This is a genomic window from Candidatus Rubrimentiphilum sp. (genome assembly GCA_035710515.1).
Classification (GTDB): Bacteria; Vulcanimicrobiota; Vulcanimicrobiia; order Vulcanimicrobiales; family Vulcanimicrobiaceae; genus Rubrimentiphilum.
The window spans coordinates 545,596-564,972 of the sequence record DASTDE010000004.1 but is presented as its reverse complement, the minus strand read 5'-3'; the positions used below and the strand labels follow the sequence as shown (position 1 = coordinate 564,972).

Genomic DNA, 19,377 nt, shown 5'->3' with positions numbered 1-19,377 from the left:
AGTATTACAGTGTATTTTTGATGGCGTTCCAGTCGCTCAGAATTGCCTGAATTTCCTGTTTTGGACTTGGGTCTTATTGTTGTTTTCTCTTCCAGCGTGGCTATGCAGATCGGTGCGATTCATCACCGAGCGAGGGAGAAGACCGCAAGGCACCTCGCGCTCGGTGGACTTAGCGGCCCAAATCGTTACGGACTATGCGCATAGGGTGGAGTCGTCATGAGCGAGCACACCTTCTGGGGGCTCGTGACCTGGGGCGTTATCGGATGGCTCGTATGGAAGTATTTCATTAAGCCGCGCCAGGCGAGGTTGAAAAAGCACGCCGTCGCCATCGAACTGCACGAGGTCACCGATCAAGTCGAGCGCGAGAATGAAGCCCGTTTGGCGGAAGCAAGGCGGCGTGGACCGATCATCGATCTTGCGGTCGGCACCGGCAAACTGCTAGCGCGGAAGCACGTCAGCGGCGTTCGCAACGGAATGCACGTCTACCAAGACGCCGAGCTTGCGTACAGCGGGACCGCGGTCGTGGGTGAGAGCGGGAGCGGCAAGACGCGTTGCATTTTGCAACCGTGGATGTTTTTCTGGCTCAAGTTCCCGGGAGCCGGATTGTTCGCGTTTGCTGAAAAGGCGAATTTCGCCGGCATCATCGCTCGAATTGCAATGTCCGTGCGGAGAACAAGCGCGCAGATTCATCGCATCGGGCCAAATCATGAACCCTGGGCGATCGCGCGCGGCCTCTCTCCCGACAGCATCGCCAACGTCGTCGAGATCGTCCTGGAAAGGGGCGGGGGCCGAAGCGATACGTTCTTCGTCAAATCGGCGGTCAACATCGTGCGCCGAATCGCGAACATCTTGTTTGCAATTTCGCAGCTCGGCCCGCTCGTGATCGAAAGCAAAACCGAATCCGGCGAGATCATCGAACGTTTTGAATTAGATTACGATCTTCCCAGCATCAGCAAGCTCGCGCGCATGGATTCCGACGCGCTCGAGAAATTCGTCATTCCGGAGATCCGCGCTGCTGCCGCGGTGCTGGAAGCCCAAGGCAACGCCGACGCGAAGGCGCGCATCGATGCGAACCTTCCGGAGCTGATGTTGTTCGCCGGGATGCGGGCCGAGAAGCAGAAGCTCGGGATCTCGGGAACCGTCGATGCCGTCTTCGGCGTCTGGTCAACGGAAGAGAAGTTCCGGCGCGCATTTTCAGGACGCAGCGATTTCGATCTGAGCGTCCTCGAGCGGGGACACTGTGTTATCTTCGACCTTCCCAAGGACGAGTATCCTTTCGCGGCCGAATTGGCGAGTCTGCTCGCGCTGGAACAATTGAAGAATTGGATGCGCGATCGCATCCGGCGCTCAGGCGACGGCGAAGAGCTGAATCCGGTGGCGCTCGTGATCGACGAGTTCACGAACGTGGCCTCGAAGCAATCGGCCGCGCTGTTCCGTTGGTGTCGCGAGAGCGCGACGGCTCCGCTCATTGCGTTTCAAAACGTCGAGGGGTTGCGCGCAGTGATGGGACGCTCCGAGGCAGACGGCCTTTTGCACAACTGCGCCACGCGCATTCTCTTCGGCGGCAGCTCGGACCCTTCGTCAATCGCACTCGTGGCGACGGGCAAAAGTGAAGTCGAGCGCGAATCTTCAAGCACGCAGTTTGGTAAGAGCAGCGGCGAGTCGTCCTCGCACCACATTGCGGGCGGATCTAGCGGTAGCCATGCAGGTTCAAGCTGGTCCGAGTCGACGTCCACCTCACTGCAGGAGCGGTCTGTGGTAGACGAACAGTTGCTCGATTCTCTCGTCAACCATGTGAAGCGCGGCGTGCCGGCTGAAAACCAAATTGCAGAGATCGTTCTGCGCAGCCGCGCCGGCGGAAGAAAGATCACCGAGGTATGCATCGTCAAGGCATGGGATCCGCCAAGCTCGGCGCAGCTCGAACGGCGTACCGCGGCAGTCTGAAAAGAAAGAGGCCCGCACTTGCATGCGGGCCTCTGGGTTTCATTCGCGGCGACTTCCTCCGATCTGTATGTCACCGATCGTGAATATCGGCGCATCGCGTCGTAGGATGAGCAATGCAATAAGCACGCCCATTATTAGGTCGCTCGAATTTATAGGACCCATCTTAGCTCCGTTGTTGGAGTTGTGGCCTTACACCGCTTACCCATGCGGTTCGGCATTTCGGTTCGGTACGCGCCGGCTATGCCGAGATCCGGAGCGCTGATCTAAGTATAGCATCCTAGCAAAAAGGAGAAGGCCCGCAAGTGGCGGGCCTCTTGTGGTATCGCCAGCGCTCGTCTACGAGGCGACGTTCTCCGCGTTGGGCAACGCGTCGGTCTGCGCGATGTTGAAGACCGTGTAGCCGCGGGGCCCTTTGCGAACGCGCCCGGTGCCGTCCGTCTCGGTCTTGGATTCCACGATTTTCACGATGCGCACTCCGTGCTCGCCTTTGCGAACGCAACGGCCGATCGTGAGCGCCTGCTTGAATGTAAGATACTCCGCGCTCGGATAGTTGGCCGAATGCATCGCCAGGATCTTCTGATTCTTTCCGGTGTAGGGCTCACGTGTGATCGCATTGATCGCTTCCATGGTGTAACTCGCTTTCTGCGGCCCGCATCTGTGCTGCCGCACGGCTGCCGAATCCACACTGCGAAGGGAACCCGCGCGCAAATGCGAGCGCAGCGAAGTCGCTTTAGCGATCGGAGACGTTTGCGGGTGGGAAACGCGGGGTGATAGCCTTGACTGCGGCATCGCCGGAAAACCTGGGCCGCCGAAAATAAGATGCAAAAGCTAAATGATCTGGGCTAAAGTGCCATACAGGTGGCATATTCACGAGCGGATAATTGGGGCACTTGGGGGTGCGCTCGGGCACGCCAAGCCTTCTAAAAAGGATGGGGTCGCTTTTGATTGCCGATAGATCTTTGTCCGACGGGATCTTTTCTGAGGCTTCGGGGCACGAACCGGACGGCCCCGGAATGTACTTATATTGGGAAGGTCGCCGAACTTACCGGACGCGTTTGCCTAAACCACGCGTTTTGGAGCCGATTAAAAACCTCGGTTACCGTGATACTGGCGAAAATCTGGTGATCGAGGGAGACAATCTGCAAGCCATGATCTCGCTACGTCCGCAGTATCGCGGATCAGTGCAAATAGCGTACGTTGACCCTCCGTACAACACAGGTAAAGGTGATTTTAGATATTCCGATCGGAGATACTACGATCCCGACGCGGATGACGATTCGGCTGTTTACATTAGCAACGAGGATGGCGGCCGACATACTAAGTGGTTGAACTATATGGGCCCGCGCCTTTACGCCGTGCAAGAGCTTCTTGCGGATGACGGGGTGTGTCTTGTTTCGATCAATGACATTGAATTATTTCGCGCGGGGCTATTGCTTGATGAAATCTTCGGCGAGAGAAATAGACTTGGGATTATCATCTGGAAGCAATCTGCCGACAATAATCCGACGCGAATCGCAACCGGACATGAGTATATTCTCTGCTATGCCAAACGCATCGAAAACATCCCAAAGGCGTGGTCCGGCGCAACGGCGGCAAAGGAATGGATGCTTGAGACCTATGAGCGCTTGAGAAAGCAATATCGCAAAGATAACCTGAAAATCGAAAAGGCATTTCAAGCCGAGGTTCGCCAACATCAAACAAAAATTCGCGCGTCCGAGGCCAGTGGCAAGGACTACGATCTTGTTGACTTGGGCGATCTTGTTCGATACACACTGATCGATGATCGCGGTCCATACGCCGCCAATCGAACAACCGAAAAGCCAGTTTCCGGCGGCTATTTTTACGATGTCCGCAACCCGAAAACAAAAAAGATCCATCGGCGACCCTCGCGTGGTTACAGATTTCCGGAAACAACAATGCTTCGATTACAGGCGGAAAAACGAATTATCTTTCCGGATGACCCGACCAAGCTCGTCCAAATTAAGAAATATCTCAAAGAGCTGCGACTTCCATTACGCAGCATCATTGATATCGGGTCGCGCGGCGGTGCCGCTGATCTCAAACGGCTCTTTCCCCGTGCTACGGATAAATTTCCCAACCCAAAGCCAACCGCTTTAATGGAACTTCTACTGAGTTTTGCGGGAGACAATGACGCACTGGTCTTAGATGCTTGGGCAGGCTCAGGAACAACCGCGCATGCGGTGCTGCGCCTCAATGAAATGGATTGCGGTAGCAGGCGATTTATTTTGATCGAAGAGGGAACGCCGAAAGAAAGGTTCTGTAAGACAGTTATAGCGCCCAGGCTTAAGCAAGCTATAATCAAGGAAGATCTTCCCGGAGGTTTTTCCTTCCTGCGCTTGGGCGAGAAACTGAACCGAGACGCGATACTTGAGCTTGAGCGCGAGGCAATTGCGAATCTGATCGCACAAACCGACCTAACCGGCGCAGGCCGCGGGATCGAACGGATCGCCGGCGCATTCGTGATCGGGCGGAACGCGCGTCGCGAAGCGATCTGTCTATTTTGGAATGGGCGCCGAGATAGCACCGTAACGGCAGAAATCCTCGCGAAGATGTACAGCGAAACGGATGCTCTGAAATTGAAACGACCTATAAGGGTGTACGCCTCCGCGTGCATGGTGGGAGAAACGCCATCATTCCGCTTTTGCCAAATACCCGACGAGATCGTGGAGCGGCTGTCTTTGGACGAGAACTTAGCTGCAGAAGAATTAGAACGCGCCTAGGTATAGCCTAAGCTTATGAGGCTTTTGGATTTTCAGGAAATTGCTGCAACGGATTTAGCCGGCGCAGCTCTTTCTTGGATTGCAAAGTGCGCCGAAGTCGGTCCGCCAATGTATGGTTCCAGCCGCATTCCCTTTCTTGGGCAGCTTCGCGCGATTACAGGTTCGGGCAAGACGCCGATTCTCGCTAGCACAGTAGGCCGGCTGGGCGACTCCGTTGTGATATGGACCAGCAAATCGAGCCCCGTAATCGAGCAGACACTTAATAACCTAAAGGGCAAGTATCGACATTTGCTCCCCGAGGATACGAACATCGTTAGGGAGATTCCAAGTCAGCGCGCGTGGCAGGAACTCGTCAATAACAAGCACGGCATCACCATATGGCTGCTTACCGTCGCGTCTTGGAACGAGGCGGAAGCGGCCAATCTCGGAGGCTCTGACGCGGCGCGGCTGAGTCTACATCGGCCGAAGGCAGATCTAACTGGAAAAATTTCCCCTTGGGAGGTTTTGCGGCGAGGGATCGCCCGTCCACTTTGGATTGTTTCGGATGAAAGCCACAATCAAACATCTACACAACTAGACCAGCTAAGTGCATTAAAGCCGCTGGGGTTCTTAATGGCGTCGGCGACTCCAGTACAAAGTGACCTTTTCGCTAAGTGGGCGGCTGCGCTGAACGAAGATACAACTTGGAGGGATCTCTACGCAAAATCGACGGTGAAGGTGCGTACCGCTGACGTTGTCGCTAATCATCTGCTAAAGACTAGCCTACAGCTCTTGGACTACAACAGCGGGCTTGAAGAAAGTCTGGACGGAACACTCGATTCCCTGCGCACAGTAGAAGCCGCGGCGGATAGCTGCGGCGTCGGCGTGCAGCCGCGAGCTATCTATGTAGTAGAAAAGAGCAACCCGCCCCGTGGCTCAAATCAAGAAGCGCGCCCGACGGCGATCTGGCAGTATCTCCGGCACCGAGGCATTCCCGCCGACAAAATAGCCGTTTACACCGACACTAAGGAATTACCTGATGAAGCCGTGCGGGTCAACAGTCTCGCACATCTGCATTCGCGATTTAAGCACATCATTTTTAACCAAGCTCTACAAGAGGGCTGGGACGACCCTGAAGCTTATGTTTGCTATTTTGACGGCACAACGAAATCCTCGTTGCGCATCCGGCAAATCGTTGGACGTATTTTGAGGCAACCGCACCTTCAGCATTATTCTGACGAATCACTTAACACCGCAACTGTCGTGATCCAAACGAGTACCAAATACTACAATGAAGTGCTAAACGGGCTAAGAGAAGAGCTTCGGCTGTACGCTATCGATGAGGAGGCAAATTTTGTCCCCGTCAAACTGCGCACGAGACGAGAGCCGCTCGAGCCCATATCGGTTAGAAAAGGGCTTAAGCCGCCGGGGCTAACCAAGTGGTATCTGCAAGCGCCTGACATGACCGAAACTGAGCAGATTCTTTCTAGTGCAGGAAACCGACCATACAACGACGCCGATCTTCAGGCTCCTGGAACAGGGCGGCGTGATATCTTGTCGCTAAAAGACTCACACGAAGTTCACGAGTTCATTGACGTTCTCAGAAGTGCCCGCACTTCAAACATGCTGTATCTTCTTCGCAGGATGCAGATGCTAAACAGAAACTGTGCCAACGCAGTGCATCCGGACCGATACTCAGGCCCCATGTTCATGCAACAATCGTGTTACGGCTCAATGGCGCAAAAAGACCTTGATGAGATTGCCACGCGAATCGTCGGATATTATGAGAATCACGTAGAACTAAAAGAAGAAATCGACGCTGGACAGCGACGATGGATCGCTGGACCCTACGAACCCAGCTCTCCGAATCTAATTTCTTTTCGATATTCCCTTCACGAGCGATATTCCAGAAGCGATTTCAACAAAGACGAACTCGAATTCGCGCAGACCCTGGACCGTATCGGTGTCGGCACCTGGATGAGGAATCCGACCACCGGGCTGGCCTACAGTATTCCGCTGCCCGTAAAGGTTGAGCGGGGGTCAATGACGTTTTTCCCCGATTTTCTATGGTGGGACAAGGGCGAATGCTGGGCCATCGACACAACGGGCCGCTTTCTCTTGAACAGCAAGGTACGCGGAAAGCTATTGACGATCTCGGACCCGCGAATAGCTCTATTTACCCGAGGAAAGCTAAATGATCTAGAGACCGGCCGGCTTGAGCACGTGGACGGATGGTCGCTACTCTTAGCTCGTCAGAATCAGGGACCCGAAATACTTTATGATGAGTCGCTCGAGGATCTTCTCACCCGGCTTGTTCGAGAATCTCCATCCGCGGAAAAACAAACAGGACCGCATCGGCCGTAAACCTTTACTGCCTTCAAAGAAAGCGCTGAATGGGCAGAGGAGGGGGCCCTACGCCGCCGAAATTGCGATCTCTTGGGTTGGCTCGGTGGGCACCGGCTTAAGCACGAAAACAAAAGCGTCGCCCACACCCGGGTAAACGGGAAACTGTTTACCGCGACGGCCTGAGAGACTCGCTTAACGGCGGGTCTCTCGGTATTAGGTGAGGGGCACCGCTAGAAACGTCCGGCGCGGCGGCGTTAGCGTCGCCTTGCGTGATGCCCACACCGAGCGTCGTCGTGCCGGCTCACTGCAACCGCGCCTCGATCCGTTTTGTTCAGCCTCACATGAAGCGCCGGCACGACAACATCGACCCTAAGCGGTGTGAGAAGTGCGCGCATTCGAGGACCGTTCACGTAGCCGACCGCTGCATTGTATGCAGTCGCGCTCTGAGCCTAGGGCCGTGCGGAAGCCTAGAACAGGTCGCGCAGAGAGAGGCGTAAGGCCTTCGCGACGACCGAGAGCGTTCGGAGCGTGAGGTTGACGTCGCCTGCTTCGATTTTCTGCACGTGGCGCACGTCCAGGTTCGCGCGCTCGGCGAAGTCTTCTTGGGTGAGGCCCAGGCCTATACGGCGGCGGCGCACGTTAGACGCGAGGGTACGCCTCGCCCTGTCAAAGGGTGACACACCCTGATTCTGAGGCTCTAGAGGCCCGTATCCCACGCCACATGAGGCGGGTGCCACATAAGGCGGGTCGAGCGCCAGGGTGCCGAGATCGGGGCGCGAACTAGCCGATCTAAGCTAGGCCGGGAGAGTCGCTGTGGGAAGACCGATTTCAAGCCGCGTTGCCCTTGCATTTACGATCGCATCCACGCTGCTTTCAGCGTGCGGCGGAGGGGGAGGCGGGAATCCGATTCTCCCGATCATACCGACCAATCCGCCCGTAACGACCTCAAGCGTCAGCGGCACCGTCGTCGACGAAACTACGAACGCACCTCTGGCCGGCATCCAAATCGCGATCGCGCCGTTCACGGTTGGCGCTACGCCGAGCCCGGTCGCCACGACGGCCGCAAACGGAACGTTCTCCTTCACGACCACTCCGGGACACTATCTGCTCGTCGTCGGATCCAACTCGCCGAGCGATACGCGCACGACGCTGCACGTCGGCGAACAGCTGGCCGCCGGCGCGAACGCGCTGACGCTGCCGACTCCGACCGCGCCGCCGAACGTGACGCTCACCGCCGCGCAGACAAGCGGAAACTTCCGGCTGCAGACCCTCTCGGCCAATCAGCAGAACTGCGTGACCGCTGCGAACCAGGGCCGCGCGAACCTTCCGTTGCCGCTGCTCGTTCCGGACGAATTCCTGAGCGAAGACGCCGGCGCGATCGTACAAGAAGCAGTCGCGCAGAGTACCGACACCCCGTCACCACTCTTCGGATTCACCCAGCCCTTCGGCCCGACCGGCGCAAGCGGCAACGTCACCGGCTTGACCACCTCCACGAACTTCAGCTCGTGCGGCGCATGGACCGGCCCCTCCTACTCTTACGTCAACGGTAACCCGCCGTTCCCCTACGCCACCAGCGCAGCCAACATCTGGTACGGAGCCGACTGGTCAAGCGCAACCGGGCACTACGGCGCGCAGCTCTGGCTCTCGGATATTCGATAACCACTGGCAACGTCGCATTCTAAAATGATCGCGTTTCTCTAGTTGATCGAAAGGAATTCAAATGAAGCGTTTTATCATTGCCCTGGCTTTCGCTTTTCCCGCGATCGGCTTGTACGGAGTCGCTCGCGCGGATTGCGGCGCTCATCAATTCGCCGCGCGCGTAAGCGAACTTCGAGCAGTTGAGGCGATGCCTTTGACGCTGACCAACGTCTACGGACCGCCGACCTCTTTTTGGAGCTTCGCTCCGCGCGAGAAAGCCGTACACGGAGCCGCCTCCGCGCCACTCGTCGGCTGTCCTGAAGACACCGCATATAACGTGCAGACGTCGCTGAGCATTCTCCAAAACCTCTGGCTCAATGCCCTGAGGCTTCAAAATGCGCTTGCCGTTTATCGTTTCGCAAAAGGCGGGAAAATCTCCGACCCGGCGCCATGTATCGCCTTGTATTTTGCGCAGCTGCGAGCGGGCTTCCTAGAAACGTGGTTAACCGAAACTACATCGTTTACAACTCCAAGATTTCAAGTTTCGAGCCCAGCACTTGGACCGCTATTGCGCAACCCGTATTTCCCGCATGTCAAATCACTGTGGCTCGGACTAGCGCAGCAAGTAGGGCTGCGATTACCGCCGCCCGGCAAAAACACCGATGACCAAGTGAGCGTATTAAAGAACGCCGCCCAAATTCAATTCGCCCATTTGCCCGAAGGCATCCAATGCAAGTCGTTGCCCTGATATAAATGTGAGCCTCATGGCAAAGACAGGGCGCAGGGCCGAGAAGCGCGGTCTAACGCGCATGGAGCAGCGCGTTGTCGATCTGATCATAGCCGGCCGCAATATCTCCGAGATATGCGAGATATTGGATCGCGCAACGTACACCGTGCGAAACCACGTGAGCGCGGCCCTCCACCATTACGGCGTATCCAACCAGGCTCAACTCGTTGCAAGGCTGATGCGCGATCGCAAGCCGATCCGTGAGGGCCGCTATGCTAATCTTACCCCCGCGCAGAGGCGCGTCGTCGATTTGATGGCGCAAGGCCTAACGCGACCGCAGATCGCGAACCGGCTGCGGCTCTCGCCGTTCACCGTGCACAACCACCTCAAAGGCGCTCGTGACGTCTACGGGGTCACGACCCAGGCGCAGCTGATTTCTAAACTGTTCGGCGCTTACCGGCGATGAGTCGTTGACGCGCGCGCTGCGCGAGAGCTTAGGTATTCTTCGTGGCCAGCGGCCAATCTATCAATCCCGTCGGACTTCCGCCATTTCAAAAACTGTTCTGGGCCGCGTTCAAACCATGCGGCGAGAGTATCTTCCAGGAGCGCCACGGTGTAAGCGTCGAGACGGGCGCGATGTGCGCCGATGAGCGCCGCAACCGGATCGGGGAACCCCGCGGTCTTTTCTTTCCCCCACCATGTTCCCCACGCGTCGCGGATCGCTTTGCAGAGATCGCTGTGCTCGGCGTCCCGACCGTTGTACTTGCATTTGAGACCAAGTATGCTGGCGAGTTCCTCGGGAGATATTCTAGAGACATGGGCGACGACTACGCGCCAAGAGCGCGACTGAGCCGGGTATTGCTTTCGCGTGAAGGCAAAGGGGCCCGATCGTTCCTTGCGAGCCGCCGGCAGAAGTTTGGGATTGTGCGGAATGAAGTGGGCGGTCGCATACGCTTGCAGCGCTTTCCACCAACGCCGAATCTGAGCATCATCGCCGTGCCGTAAGACTTCACCGACCAGGCCGATCACGTGGCCGCGGTACAAGGGCTCGACGTCCAGCAATAACATTGGGGACATCCATCGGAGCTGGCACTTGTCGTGCAGCTCCCAAGCTATCTTCCTGGCTTTGGGCGGTTCGGGAACCTTTTCGCAGTACACGAGGCGACGAATTTCGCACTTCTGATCGCCCACGTGCTGCGCTATCTCCTTAAGTTTATCTTTGGCCCCATTGATCGAGACGTTGTCGATCAATGCACGCAGGAAGCGCGATATGTAGGGTGATTTTGGAGCCCGGCGCGGCAATGGAAACATCTCGCGGCGGTTAGCCATCCTCTCGGCCTGTGTCATTCTGCGTGCCATGCCAGCCAGTATAACAAAAACAGGCTGGATCACGCAAACCGCTTTCCTGCGACAATGACTACCATGGGAGCGCAGGAGCGATCACAGGGACCCAAAGAGGCCCTCTCCGCCACGGAACTTCTAACCGTGGCCGAGGCCGCGGAGCGCGCTCGTGTCTCGGCAAGCACCATAAAACGCGCCTACAAGTCGGGTGAGCTGAGAATTTTCGGCACACCGGGCGGCGGCATTGTTCGCATACACGCGGACAGTCTAGACGCGTGGATCACGGCGCACAGCCATGGCGGCACAAGATGACGTCGGAAAAGATGGCCGAGGTCTGCGATCGGCTGTGCCGTCAGCTCGAGAGCGTTCTGCGCGACGCGGTACCAAACGGCTCGCACGTAGAGGCCGGTTGGTCCATCGACGCCGGGGGGCGGCGCAAGTACACCGCCTTCATCATCTGGCCCGGTTGTCCGAACGCAAGCTACGCGTCGAGCACGATGCTTGCGTGGTTGCGCAAGATCTATCCGCGCATCGCACAGATCGATTTAACGATTCAGGTGTCGGGATGACGCGCCTACTTTGCGCGATCGTCGCGCTGTCGCTCGCCTTCGTCGGTTCGCCGGCGATCGGCGCGGCGCAATATGCGGTGCCGACCCCTTCGCCGTCGCTCTCCCCGCTGCCGGCCCCCCAGATCAACTTCTACGCGGTGAAAGGCGCGTATGCAAGCGGACTCGATCCGCAATTCGTTCGCGCTGTCATCGACGCAGAATCAGCAGGAGATCCGCATGCTGTCAGCCGCGCAGGTGCAGTCGGCCTCATGCAGCTCGAACCCGAAACGGCCCGCGACTGCGGAATTCACGATCGCTTCGACGCGCTCGCGAATGTGATTTGCGGCGCACGTTCGTTAGCCGGCCACGTTCACAAATACGGAATGAAGTCTGGAATTGCTGCGTTCAATTTCGGCTCTGGCAATGTAGAAGCCGTAGGCGGCGATCTCCGCAGGATGCCGGTCGAAACGCAAAATTACGTTGCTGTCGTCATAGCACGCTACGACGAATTGCAGCACGACGGCGCGCTCGTCGTCGAGACACCGCAACCCTCCCCCTCCGCCTCTCCGTCGCCCTCTCCGTGCGCGCATCGAGTTATTTGCGGCCCGATCCGCATTCTGCCGCATGACGCGGCTGGCTGGCAGCGCGCGGCCGCGCAAATCATCGCCTCATTCGTCTCGGATCGCGCATTCCGCGCATCACGCGCAACGGCCAGCGTGACGTATCCGGTGCTTGGTTTCGTTGCTAATCCCGGCGCAGCACCGCAACCGGCCATCACCGGCTCGCACATTCAGAACGGCGCGCTTCTTGGGTCAACGTCCGCGCATCCGTTTCTCACTGCGCTCGCCACGTATATGTTCACGGATACGGTAGAGCACGGGATGCAATCTGTCTTTCGGATGCCCGTGCGGCAGCAGCAAACCTTCGAGCGGTTCGAGGCAATTGCTGCGGTCGGCGACGCGATTGCGTATCAGCACGATTTCGCAGCCGCTCATGCTCTACACGATCAATCTGCAGCATGTCAGCGCGAGATCGACGACTCGCAAACCACAAACTCCAGAATCGCTTGGAGCGGCAATGCCCAGCATGGCGCGCCGATTCTTTGGAATCCGCAGTCCACCGGTTTACTAATGGGTTCAGGTGGAGCGTGCGAGCAGTTCGGCGCAGGACCGGCGACGAGCGGGCGATTCCGGATCTCGAACGCAGCGGCAGTAACATTGCGCCCGTCGCGATCGTACTCGCGTCTTTTGCTCGCAAGTGAAGTCGCATACGGATTTGCGTCTGCCGGTACGCACGCGTTCAACAACATCGGTCCGGTTCATTTGCTGCCGTCCGATCCGGCGGAGCGCAAGGCACTGCTCATAAACGCTGCCTCGGCATTAGTCGACGGCTTCATTACCGCGCACGGCACCCACGGCGATCCGAGATTCGAGGGAGACCCGCTGGTGCGCCCGTTTGTTCGCGGCGGCATGCCGAGCATGATCGCCGGCTGGACTCTGCCGGTCATCCTTCGCAGCGCACTCGTACATTCGGCGTCGACTCGGACTGAACTCGATCTTTGGGAAGCGCGATCCCACATTTTTGGCGTCGGCTCCTGGCTGTCGCCTCAGGCGTACCCCATGGATCCGGCGCAGCGCCTTCAATACGCCGACCCGCTCGGCATCACACAGGCGCGATCGATCAAATTCCGCTTCCCGCAACCTACTCCAAAACCATAGGAGGTCATCATGAAAAATCTTTGCTTGACACTCGCGATCGCGGCTCTGCTGCTGCCGGCTTGCAACGCATATACACCCGCGCCGTCGTCCGCCGTCTGCGCCGACACGCCCAGCGGAGATCAACATTGTCACCCGCTGACCGTGAACTATTTGATCCCGTTCAAATCGGAAGACGAATTTAATCATTGGCAGCGCGTGCAGCTTCTGTCTAGCGGCATCGCCGGATGGAAGCCTCTTTGGACCTGGACCGTTACCCAGCCAGATATTTATAAGACGCAGCGCTGCTACACACGTAGTGCTCATGAGGTCGCCTGCAGTTTTGAGACGCGCGTGCCGGCGGATGGCGATTATTACCCGCTCGTGCTCGCTGTTTTCCGTAGCTCAAACCCGATCGAAAAACCGGATCGGGTCGCTTGGATCTTTGGCCCCACCCAAAAAAATTCCATCACCGTAACACTCCCGCGACCAAAATAACGCACTCGGACTCTATTTCGCTCGCACTCAAAACGAAAAGGAAAAGACCATCATGAAAACCATAATTCTGCGCTCCCTCTCCACGGTCGTTGCGATCGCAATGCTTGCCGCGTGTGGCGGTGGCGGATCTCATTCGTTGCCGCCGGCAGCGCAATTCGGAACGATGCAGTTCCGCATCGTGGTTCCGTCAGCGCAGCCGAAGCCGCAATCGATCCGGCCGATGTACATTTCCGCCGCGACGAATTCCGTGTCTTTTCAGCTCGTTAGCGTCAACGGAAATAGCCGCAGCGATGCGCCAATCGTGGTCGCGCTGAACGGCAGCAATTGCTCCGGAACGCCCACGGTTTGCACGGCGACGAGCAGCGCCCCGGCCGGTCAGGATATGTTTGTGATCCGGACGTTCGCGAGCACGGACGGAACTGGCAGCGCTTTATCTATTAATGGCGCTAGCGCAACAGTTAGCTCCGGACAGACGACCAACGTGTCGACGACGCTCAATCCAATTGTCGCGTCGCTCGCGTGGTCGCCAAACGCAGCAAACTGCCAGGATCCGACTACGACGTGCACCGGATCGGCCGCGTTCCAGATTCTCGACGCAGCTGGCGATATCATCATTTCGCCTGGAGGTTACGTGGACTCTTCCGGCAACCAGGACACGATCACGCTCAGCTGCCAGAGCGGACTCAACTTCGCGTTCGGCAGCAGCAACGTAGATGGGCCGTTGACGTTCCGTACGACGACCGATCACGGGACGATCACGGGCATTCACTACAAGGGCTCAGGCGGCACCGCCGGCGGTTCGTTGACCTGCACCGCGTCGGACACGATAGGCAGCGCGGCGGCGACGTACACCTTGTCATTCGACGCGAACGGCAATATCAGTTGGACGCTGCAATAACCGCGCCTTGTGAGCACGGCCTGCCGCTGACCGTGCGGCCGATGCTGATCGTGATGCTGCGCGACGAGGCAGGGGAGCCAGTTCGAACGGTTGGCCCGGTACCGCTGCATCGCTCACGCGAATACATTCGCGAGCATCCCGACGCGAAGATCGCGTTCGGCACTCGCGTGAAGAGCGTCGAGGAGGCTCAGCGGTACGGGGCACGCGTCGTATTCGATGACGCCGGCAATCCGCATGCGTACTACGAGTCGCAGACCGAGGACGCAAAATGCGGAGGCCCGTGCCATTGCGACGCGCACGCGATTATCTGCAGCAAGTGCAGCAAGCCGCTGGCGGTGTACGTCGATAGCGGCGGTCTGCCGGCAAGCGCAAAATGAGCACGCTTCTCACCGGCGCGGAAGTCGCGCAGAGACTCGGCGTCTCCAAGCCGCACGTGTATAAGCTCTGGGACAGCGGCAAGCTGCCGTGCGTTCTCATTCCGGGAATCTCGAAGCGCAAGATGCGGCGAATCAGCGCGGAGGCGCTCGAAGAGTGGATTCTGCAGCACACCCATGCGAACGGGAGCGCTCAGCGGTGAAGGAATGCCGGCGCGGCCGCTAGATAACGCCTTACGGCACGGGAGGCGGGTTAGATGAGAGGGCATTTTGCGCGGCGGACCTACATCGACAAGAAGACGGGTGCGCGACGCACCGCTTCGACTTGGACTGTTTGGTACGACCTACCGCGCAGCGACGGCGCGCGCCAGCAAAGGATAAAATCCGGATTTCGCACGCGTAAGGAAGCCGAAGACTGGCTGAGCGCCAAGTCTGCCGAGATCGGCCAGGGTGTCATTCCGGATCGCAAACTCACTGTCGAACAGTACCTGTCCGATTGGTTGAAATCTTTAGAGGCACCGGGCAGCAAAGTCAAAGCGCATGCGCTGTACGCGTACAAGAATCACGTCAATAGACATATCGTTCCGGCGATAGGGAAGATCCAGCTTCGCGCGTTGCGCTGGAACGATATCGAGACAGCGAAAAGCAAATGGGAATCCACGAAGTGTGAAACCAAGAAAGGAACGCTGAGTCAGCGGACAGTCCGGCATATTTACATGACGCTGAACGCCGCTTTGAACCGTGCGAAGAAACAGCGCATGATCGCAAGCAATCCGTGCGAGTTCGTCGACGCACCCGCCGTCGAGCAAAAGGAGATGACGGCGCTGGATATCCCCGCCGCTACTAAGTTGATCCGGGCCTTTGCGGATTCGCCGATCGGTGCCGCGATCGTGACCGCGATCGGCACGGGCCTGCGCCGCGGTGAATTGCTCGCGTTGCGCTGGGCGGACGTGGATCTGGGAACCGGCACGCTTACAGTGAATCAAGCTCTTGAGCGCGCCAACGGTGTAACGCGAGCAAAGGAGCCTAAGACGCGGCGATCGCGGCGAACGATCATGCTGCCGGCATTCGTGCTCGAGCGGCTCCGACGTCATCGCGTCGAGCAGGGCGCGCGGTTCTTGCGCGACGGTCTGGGACGGCCAGCCGCGGAAACGCTTATCTTCGAACGCGGCGGCGAGCCATGGATTCCGAACACCTTCGGGACGGCGTTCTATGAGACGCTCGATCGTTGCGGCTTGCCGCATATTCGTCTGCACGATCTGCGTCATTCATTTGCGACAATGGCGCTCGAAGCCGGCGTCGATCTGAAGATGGTTTCGGAGGCGCTTGGGCACTCCACAATCGCGACGACAGCGGATCTCTACGCGCACGTTACGGCGTCTTTGCGCAAGGATGCGGCCGCGAAGATCGACGGCGCTCTCGGCTCAGCTTTGCGCCGCGCGAAGTAAACGCGTTATCGAAATGTTATCAGTCGGAGGGGAATTGCGCTAAATTCCCTCGTGAAATTGGTGCCCAGAAAGGGACTCGAACCCCCACGGCCTTGCGGCCACTGATACCTGAAACCAGCGCGTCTACCAATTCCGCCATCTGGGCGATGGACCGAGGCCGATTCGCGCATCCGCGCGAGGCCTCCCCTGAAACTTCCGCCCCCGTCGTAAGGTTTCTGGAGCCACGATGTTTGTGGTCAACGAACGGCCGGAGCCGCTGGACGCGTACTCCGAGGCCGTCACGCACGCCGCCCGCACGGTCAGCCCGGCCGTGGTGGCGATTGAGGCGCGCGCCAACGGCAAGCGCGGAAATGGTTCGGGCTTCGTCTTTACGCCGGACGGTTTGGTGCTCACCAACGCGCACGTCGTGGAAGGTGCGACGCATCTCTCGGTCTCCGTCTTGGACGGCCGCGAATTAGAAGCCGACCTGGTCGGTGCCGACCAGCACACCGATCTCGCCGTGCTGCGTATCGACGCAAGCGATCTTTCAGTCGCGCGTTTAGGCGACTCGTCAGCTTTACAACCCGGGCAGCTCGTCGTGGCCGTCGGTAATCCGTACGGTTTGCAGTACACGGTAACCGCCGGCGTCGTCAGCGCGCTCGGACGCTCGCTGCGCGCACAATCCGGGCGTTTGATCGACAACGTCATTCAAACCGACGCCGCGCTGAATCCCGGCAACTCCGGCGGCCCGCTGGTGACGGCCGACGGACACGTCATCGGCGTGAACACCGCCGTTTTTCCCGGTCAGGGGATCTGTTTTGCAATCGCAATCAACACCGCGAAGTTCATCGGCGGCTTGTTGATCCGCGACGGCCGCGTGCGGCGCGGATATTTGGGCGTCGCGGGACAAGACATCGAGCTGCATCGTGCGCTCGTGCGGCGTCATGAACTGACCGGCTCGCACGGCGTGCTCGTGCTTTCAGTCGAACCGGGCAGTCCGGCGGAAACCGCCGGCGTACGCGAAGGCGACGTGCTCGTTGCATTCGAAGACCAACGCCTGCGCGGAATCGACGACCTTCATCGGACACTCACTACGATCGATTTGCGGCGCAGTTACCGCTTAACGCTTATTCGAAAGAACGAACGCTTGCAGCCGCTGGTTCTCCCAATCGAAGCCGAGTGATCCGCCGTCTAGCGCCGATCCTCGGCATCACCTTCATCGACATCCTGGGATTCAGCATGCTGATTCCCTTGCTGCCGTACTTTGCGACGCATTTTCACGCCACGCCCTTCATCGTCGGCGTCATCTTTGCAACGTTCTCTTTTTGCCAGCTCGTGTCAGGACCCATCTGGGGAAACGTCTCCGATCGCATCGGCCGCAAAGGTGTGCTGATCATCAGCCAGATCGGCGCGACGATCGGCTGGGCGATGCTCGGCGCGGCGACCACAATTCCAATGATTTTCCTGGCGCGTATTGTCGAGGGTGCTTCGGGCGGAAATATCGGCGTGACGCAGGCATACGTCGCCGACCTCGTCGAGCCCAAAGAGCGCTCGCGCGCTTTCGGCTTGATCATGGCGACGTTTTCTGCCGGCATGATCTTCGGACCGCTGATCGAGTCGGTACTGTACTCGCGGTTCGGCTATAGCGCCCCCTTCTACGCCGCTGCTGCATTGCAGTTCGTGACGCTGCTCGCGACGATCCGTTTTCTGCCGGAGTCGCGCAGCAAAGGTGAAGAAGTCGTCGGCGCCGCCGAGATCGTCCGCACGTTCAAGAACCCAAAGTTCTCGCCGCTGCTTTGGCAGAAACTCGCGCTCTCGCTGGCGATGTATGCCTGGTTCGGCGTCATGGCGTTGTATCTGGCGCAGCAACTGCATTTCGGTCTGATACAAACGGACTATTTTTTCACCGCCATCGCCTCGCTCAACGTCGTCGTTAACGTCTTCCTGATCAGCCGCGTCTCGGATCGACTCGGCGATCGCGGCATGTCGACCGTCGGCCTCTTGGCGCTCGTCGCTGCATTCGGACTCGTGTCATTCGTCAATTCCGTGTACGAGCTGGCCGCTATGGCCGCGCTCCTGAGTGTGGGCATGGCGCTCAGCAACAGCGGTTTGACGGCGCTGATCAGCAACGCGGCGGACGCGCGGCGTCAGGGCACCGTCCTGGGCGTTACCTCGTCGCTCGATTCATTTTCGGGAATTGTCTCGCCGCCGATCTCCACGGCGGCTCTCGGCGGACTCGGCTCGCATTGGGCCGGAGCCGCATCGTGTTTTTTCGCGACAATCGCCTTTATAGCAGGCGTGCTGCAAAGCCGGCGCGGTGATGCGCGCATCCCGGCCGCGACACCGCAAAAAGAGGGCGCGAGCTAGAAACTAGGCGCTCTTGCGCCGCTTCGGTGCGGCTTTGTGCGCCGCGCGTTTCTCGGCTTCGGCGCTGCGCGCGCCGCGGCGTTGCTTGCTGGCCTCGACGCTTTGCGCCAGGACGTCCATAAGATTGACGACTTTCGCGCGCGGCGGCGCCTTCTTCGGTTTGGGCAGTTCCTTACCGGCCGCTCGCGCTTCAATCATAGCGAGCAGTTCATCGTGGTACCGGTTGGTAAATTTTTCCGGCTCGAACTCGTCGACGCTCATCGCGTCGATCAGCATCTTGGCCATCTTCATCTCGGGCTCGGGCAGTTTCGTATCGCCCGGCAGATCGAGCGTGGACTCTTCGATCATCTCGTCGGCCCAGTGCATAATTTCGAGAACGAGCGCCTCTCCCGACGGTTTGACGGCCGCAATGGCTTCCTTGGTGCGAATCACCACACGCGCAATCGCAACCTTGTTCGCGCGTTCGAGCGCTTCGCGCAGCAGCGCGTACGCGTGCCGGCCCTGCTTCGTCGGCTCCAAATAGTAGGGCTTGTCGAAATACATCGGGTTGATCTTGTCGAGTTCGACGAACTCCAAGATGTCGACGCTTTGCGTTGCCTCGGGATTCACTTTCTTGAAATCGTCGTCGGTGAGGATGACGTAGTCGCCCTTTTCATATTCGTAGCCTTTGACGATCTCGTCGTACGGCACGGGCTTGTTTTCGACGGTGCAGATGCGCTCGTAGCGGATCCGGCCTTCGTCCTTTTTGTGCAGCAAATTGAACGACAGCTCGTTCGCGCGGACGGCCGTGAACAGTTTGACCGGAATCGTGACGAGCCCGAAGTTAATAGACCCCGACCAGATCGCGTGTGCCAA

Annotated in this window: 19 protein-coding genes and 1 tRNA gene; 15 read left to right on the top strand and 5 right to left on the bottom strand. The window is 58.5% G+C overall.

Features of this window, described 5'->3' with window-relative positions; translation table 11 throughout:
* Positions 1 to 216 precede the first annotated feature (216 nt).
* Positions 217 to 1,944 carry a TraM recognition domain-containing protein gene (locus VFO29_11855; protein HET9394199.1) on the top strand — a complete coding sequence of 576 codons (1,728 nt, stop codon included), beginning with the start codon at positions 217 to 219 and terminating at the stop codon, positions 1,942 to 1,944.
* A 336-nt stretch (positions 1,945 to 2,280) separates the two neighbouring features.
* Here VFO29_11855 and VFO29_11850 read toward each other — a convergent pair whose 3' ends face one another.
* The gene (locus VFO29_11850; protein HET9394198.1) at positions 2,281 to 2,571 is read right to left on the bottom strand and encodes an ArdC-like ssDNA-binding domain-containing protein; all 291 of its coding nucleotides are present in this window, start codon (positions 2,569 to 2,571) and stop codon (positions 2,281 to 2,283) included.
* A 446-nt stretch (positions 2,572 to 3,017) separates the two neighbouring features.
* Here VFO29_11850 and VFO29_11845 point away from each other — a divergent pair, with 446 nt between their 5' ends.
* Together VFO29_11845 and VFO29_11840 are read left to right on the top strand one after the other, a co-directional pair.
* On the top strand, positions 3,018 to 4,685 hold the full coding sequence (locus VFO29_11845; GenBank protein HET9394197.1) for a site-specific DNA-methyltransferase: 1,668 nt from the start codon (positions 3,018 to 3,020) through the stop codon (positions 4,683 to 4,685).
* A 15-nt stretch (positions 4,686 to 4,700) separates the two neighbouring features.
* The gene (locus VFO29_11840; protein ID HET9394196.1) at positions 4,701 to 7,028 is read left to right on the top strand and encodes a hypothetical protein; all 2,328 of its coding nucleotides are present in this window, start codon (positions 4,701 to 4,703) and stop codon (positions 7,026 to 7,028) included.
* A gap of 449 nt (positions 7,029 to 7,477) precedes the next feature.
* Here VFO29_11840 and VFO29_11835 read toward each other — a convergent pair whose 3' ends face one another.
* Entirely contained in the window at positions 7,478 to 7,648 is a 171-nt protein-coding gene (locus VFO29_11835; GenBank protein HET9394195.1) for a helix-turn-helix transcriptional regulator, read from the bottom strand.
* Positions 7,649 to 7,823: 175 nt separating this feature from the next.
* Here VFO29_11835 and VFO29_11830 point away from each other — a divergent pair, with 175 nt between their 5' ends.
* The 3 genes from VFO29_11830 (at position 7,824) to VFO29_11820 (ending at position 9,841) form a co-directional block, all read left to right on the top strand.
* Positions 7,824 to 8,669 carry a hypothetical protein gene (locus tag VFO29_11830; GenBank protein ID HET9394194.1) on the top strand — a complete coding sequence of 282 codons (846 nt, stop codon included), beginning with the start codon at positions 7,824 to 7,826 and terminating at the stop codon, positions 8,667 to 8,669.
* A gap of 61 nt (positions 8,670 to 8,730) precedes the next feature.
* Complete coding sequence (locus tag VFO29_11825) at positions 8,731 to 9,396, top strand: hypothetical protein (GenBank protein HET9394193.1); 666 nt, start codon at positions 8,731 to 8,733, stop codon at positions 9,394 to 9,396.
* A 16-nt stretch (positions 9,397 to 9,412) separates the two neighbouring features.
* Positions 9,413 to 9,841, top strand: a complete 429-nt coding sequence (locus VFO29_11820) for a LuxR C-terminal-related transcriptional regulator (GenBank protein ID HET9394192.1) — start codon at positions 9,413 to 9,415, stop codon at positions 9,839 to 9,841.
* On the opposite strand, the gene VFO29_11815 is transcribed toward VFO29_11820, so the two are convergent.
* On the bottom strand, positions 9,829 to 10,704 hold the full coding sequence (locus VFO29_11815) for a hypothetical protein (GenBank protein HET9394191.1): 876 nt from the start codon (positions 10,702 to 10,704) through the stop codon (positions 9,829 to 9,831). The two genes, VFO29_11820 and VFO29_11815, sit on opposite strands and share 13 nt — an antisense overlap.
* Before the next feature lie 287 nt (positions 10,705 to 10,991).
* Between VFO29_11815 and VFO29_11810 the strand changes: the two genes are divergently transcribed.
* The 7 genes from VFO29_11810 to VFO29_11780 are packed head-to-tail and all read left to right on the top strand — an operon-like array spanning position 10,992 to position 16,176.
* Positions 10,992 to 11,285, top strand: a complete 294-nt coding sequence (locus VFO29_11810; protein HET9394190.1) for a hypothetical protein — start codon at positions 10,992 to 10,994, stop codon at positions 11,283 to 11,285.
* Entirely contained in the window at positions 11,282 to 12,982 is a 1,701-nt protein-coding gene (locus VFO29_11805) for a lytic transglycosylase domain-containing protein (GenBank protein ID HET9394189.1), read from the top strand. The genes VFO29_11810 and VFO29_11805 overlap by 4 nt, the downstream gene beginning before the upstream one ends.
* A 9-nt stretch (positions 12,983 to 12,991) precedes the next feature.
* Positions 12,992 to 13,456 carry a hypothetical protein gene (locus tag VFO29_11800; protein HET9394188.1) on the top strand — a complete coding sequence of 155 codons (465 nt, stop codon included), beginning with the start codon at positions 12,992 to 12,994 and terminating at the stop codon, positions 13,454 to 13,456.
* Between the two features lie 52 nt (positions 13,457 to 13,508).
* The gene (locus tag VFO29_11795; GenBank protein ID HET9394187.1) at positions 13,509 to 14,354 is read left to right on the top strand and encodes a hypothetical protein; all 846 of its coding nucleotides are present in this window, start codon (positions 13,509 to 13,511) and stop codon (positions 14,352 to 14,354) included.
* Positions 14,339 to 14,731 (top strand): hypothetical protein, encoded by a 393-nt coding sequence (locus VFO29_11790; GenBank protein HET9394186.1) that lies wholly within the window; start codon positions 14,339 to 14,341, stop codon positions 14,729 to 14,731. The genes VFO29_11795 and VFO29_11790 overlap by 16 nt, the downstream gene beginning before the upstream one ends.
* Complete coding sequence (locus tag VFO29_11785) at positions 14,728 to 14,931, top strand: helix-turn-helix domain-containing protein (GenBank protein ID HET9394185.1); 204 nt, start codon at positions 14,728 to 14,730, stop codon at positions 14,929 to 14,931. The genes VFO29_11790 and VFO29_11785 overlap by 4 nt, the downstream gene beginning before the upstream one ends.
* A 54-nt stretch (positions 14,932 to 14,985) precedes the next feature.
* On the top strand, positions 14,986 to 16,176 hold the full coding sequence (locus VFO29_11780) for a site-specific integrase (protein HET9394184.1): 1,191 nt from the start codon (positions 14,986 to 14,988) through the stop codon (positions 16,174 to 16,176).
* A 58-nt stretch (positions 16,177 to 16,234) separates the two neighbouring features.
* On the opposite strand, the gene VFO29_11775 is transcribed toward VFO29_11780, so the two are convergent.
* Positions 16,235 to 16,321, bottom strand: a tRNA-Leu gene (locus VFO29_11775).
* A gap of 81 nt (positions 16,322 to 16,402) precedes the next feature.
* Between VFO29_11775 and VFO29_11770 the strand changes: the two genes are divergently transcribed.
* Together VFO29_11770 and VFO29_11765 are read left to right on the top strand one after the other, a co-directional pair.
* Positions 16,403 to 17,338, top strand: coding sequence for a trypsin-like peptidase domain-containing protein (locus tag VFO29_11770; protein ID HET9394183.1), 936 nt, complete (start codon positions 16,403 to 16,405; stop codon positions 17,336 to 17,338).
* Positions 17,335 to 18,522, top strand: coding sequence for an MFS transporter (locus VFO29_11765; GenBank protein ID HET9394182.1), 1,188 nt, complete (start codon positions 17,335 to 17,337; stop codon positions 18,520 to 18,522). Before VFO29_11770 ends, VFO29_11765 begins: the two co-directional genes overlap by 4 nt.
* A 3-nt stretch (positions 18,523 to 18,525) precedes the next feature.
* On the opposite strand, the gene VFO29_11760 is transcribed toward VFO29_11765, so the two are convergent.
* Positions 18,526 to 19,377 (bottom strand): Ku protein, encoded by an 852-nt coding sequence (locus VFO29_11760; protein HET9394181.1) that lies wholly within the window; start codon positions 19,375 to 19,377, stop codon positions 18,526 to 18,528.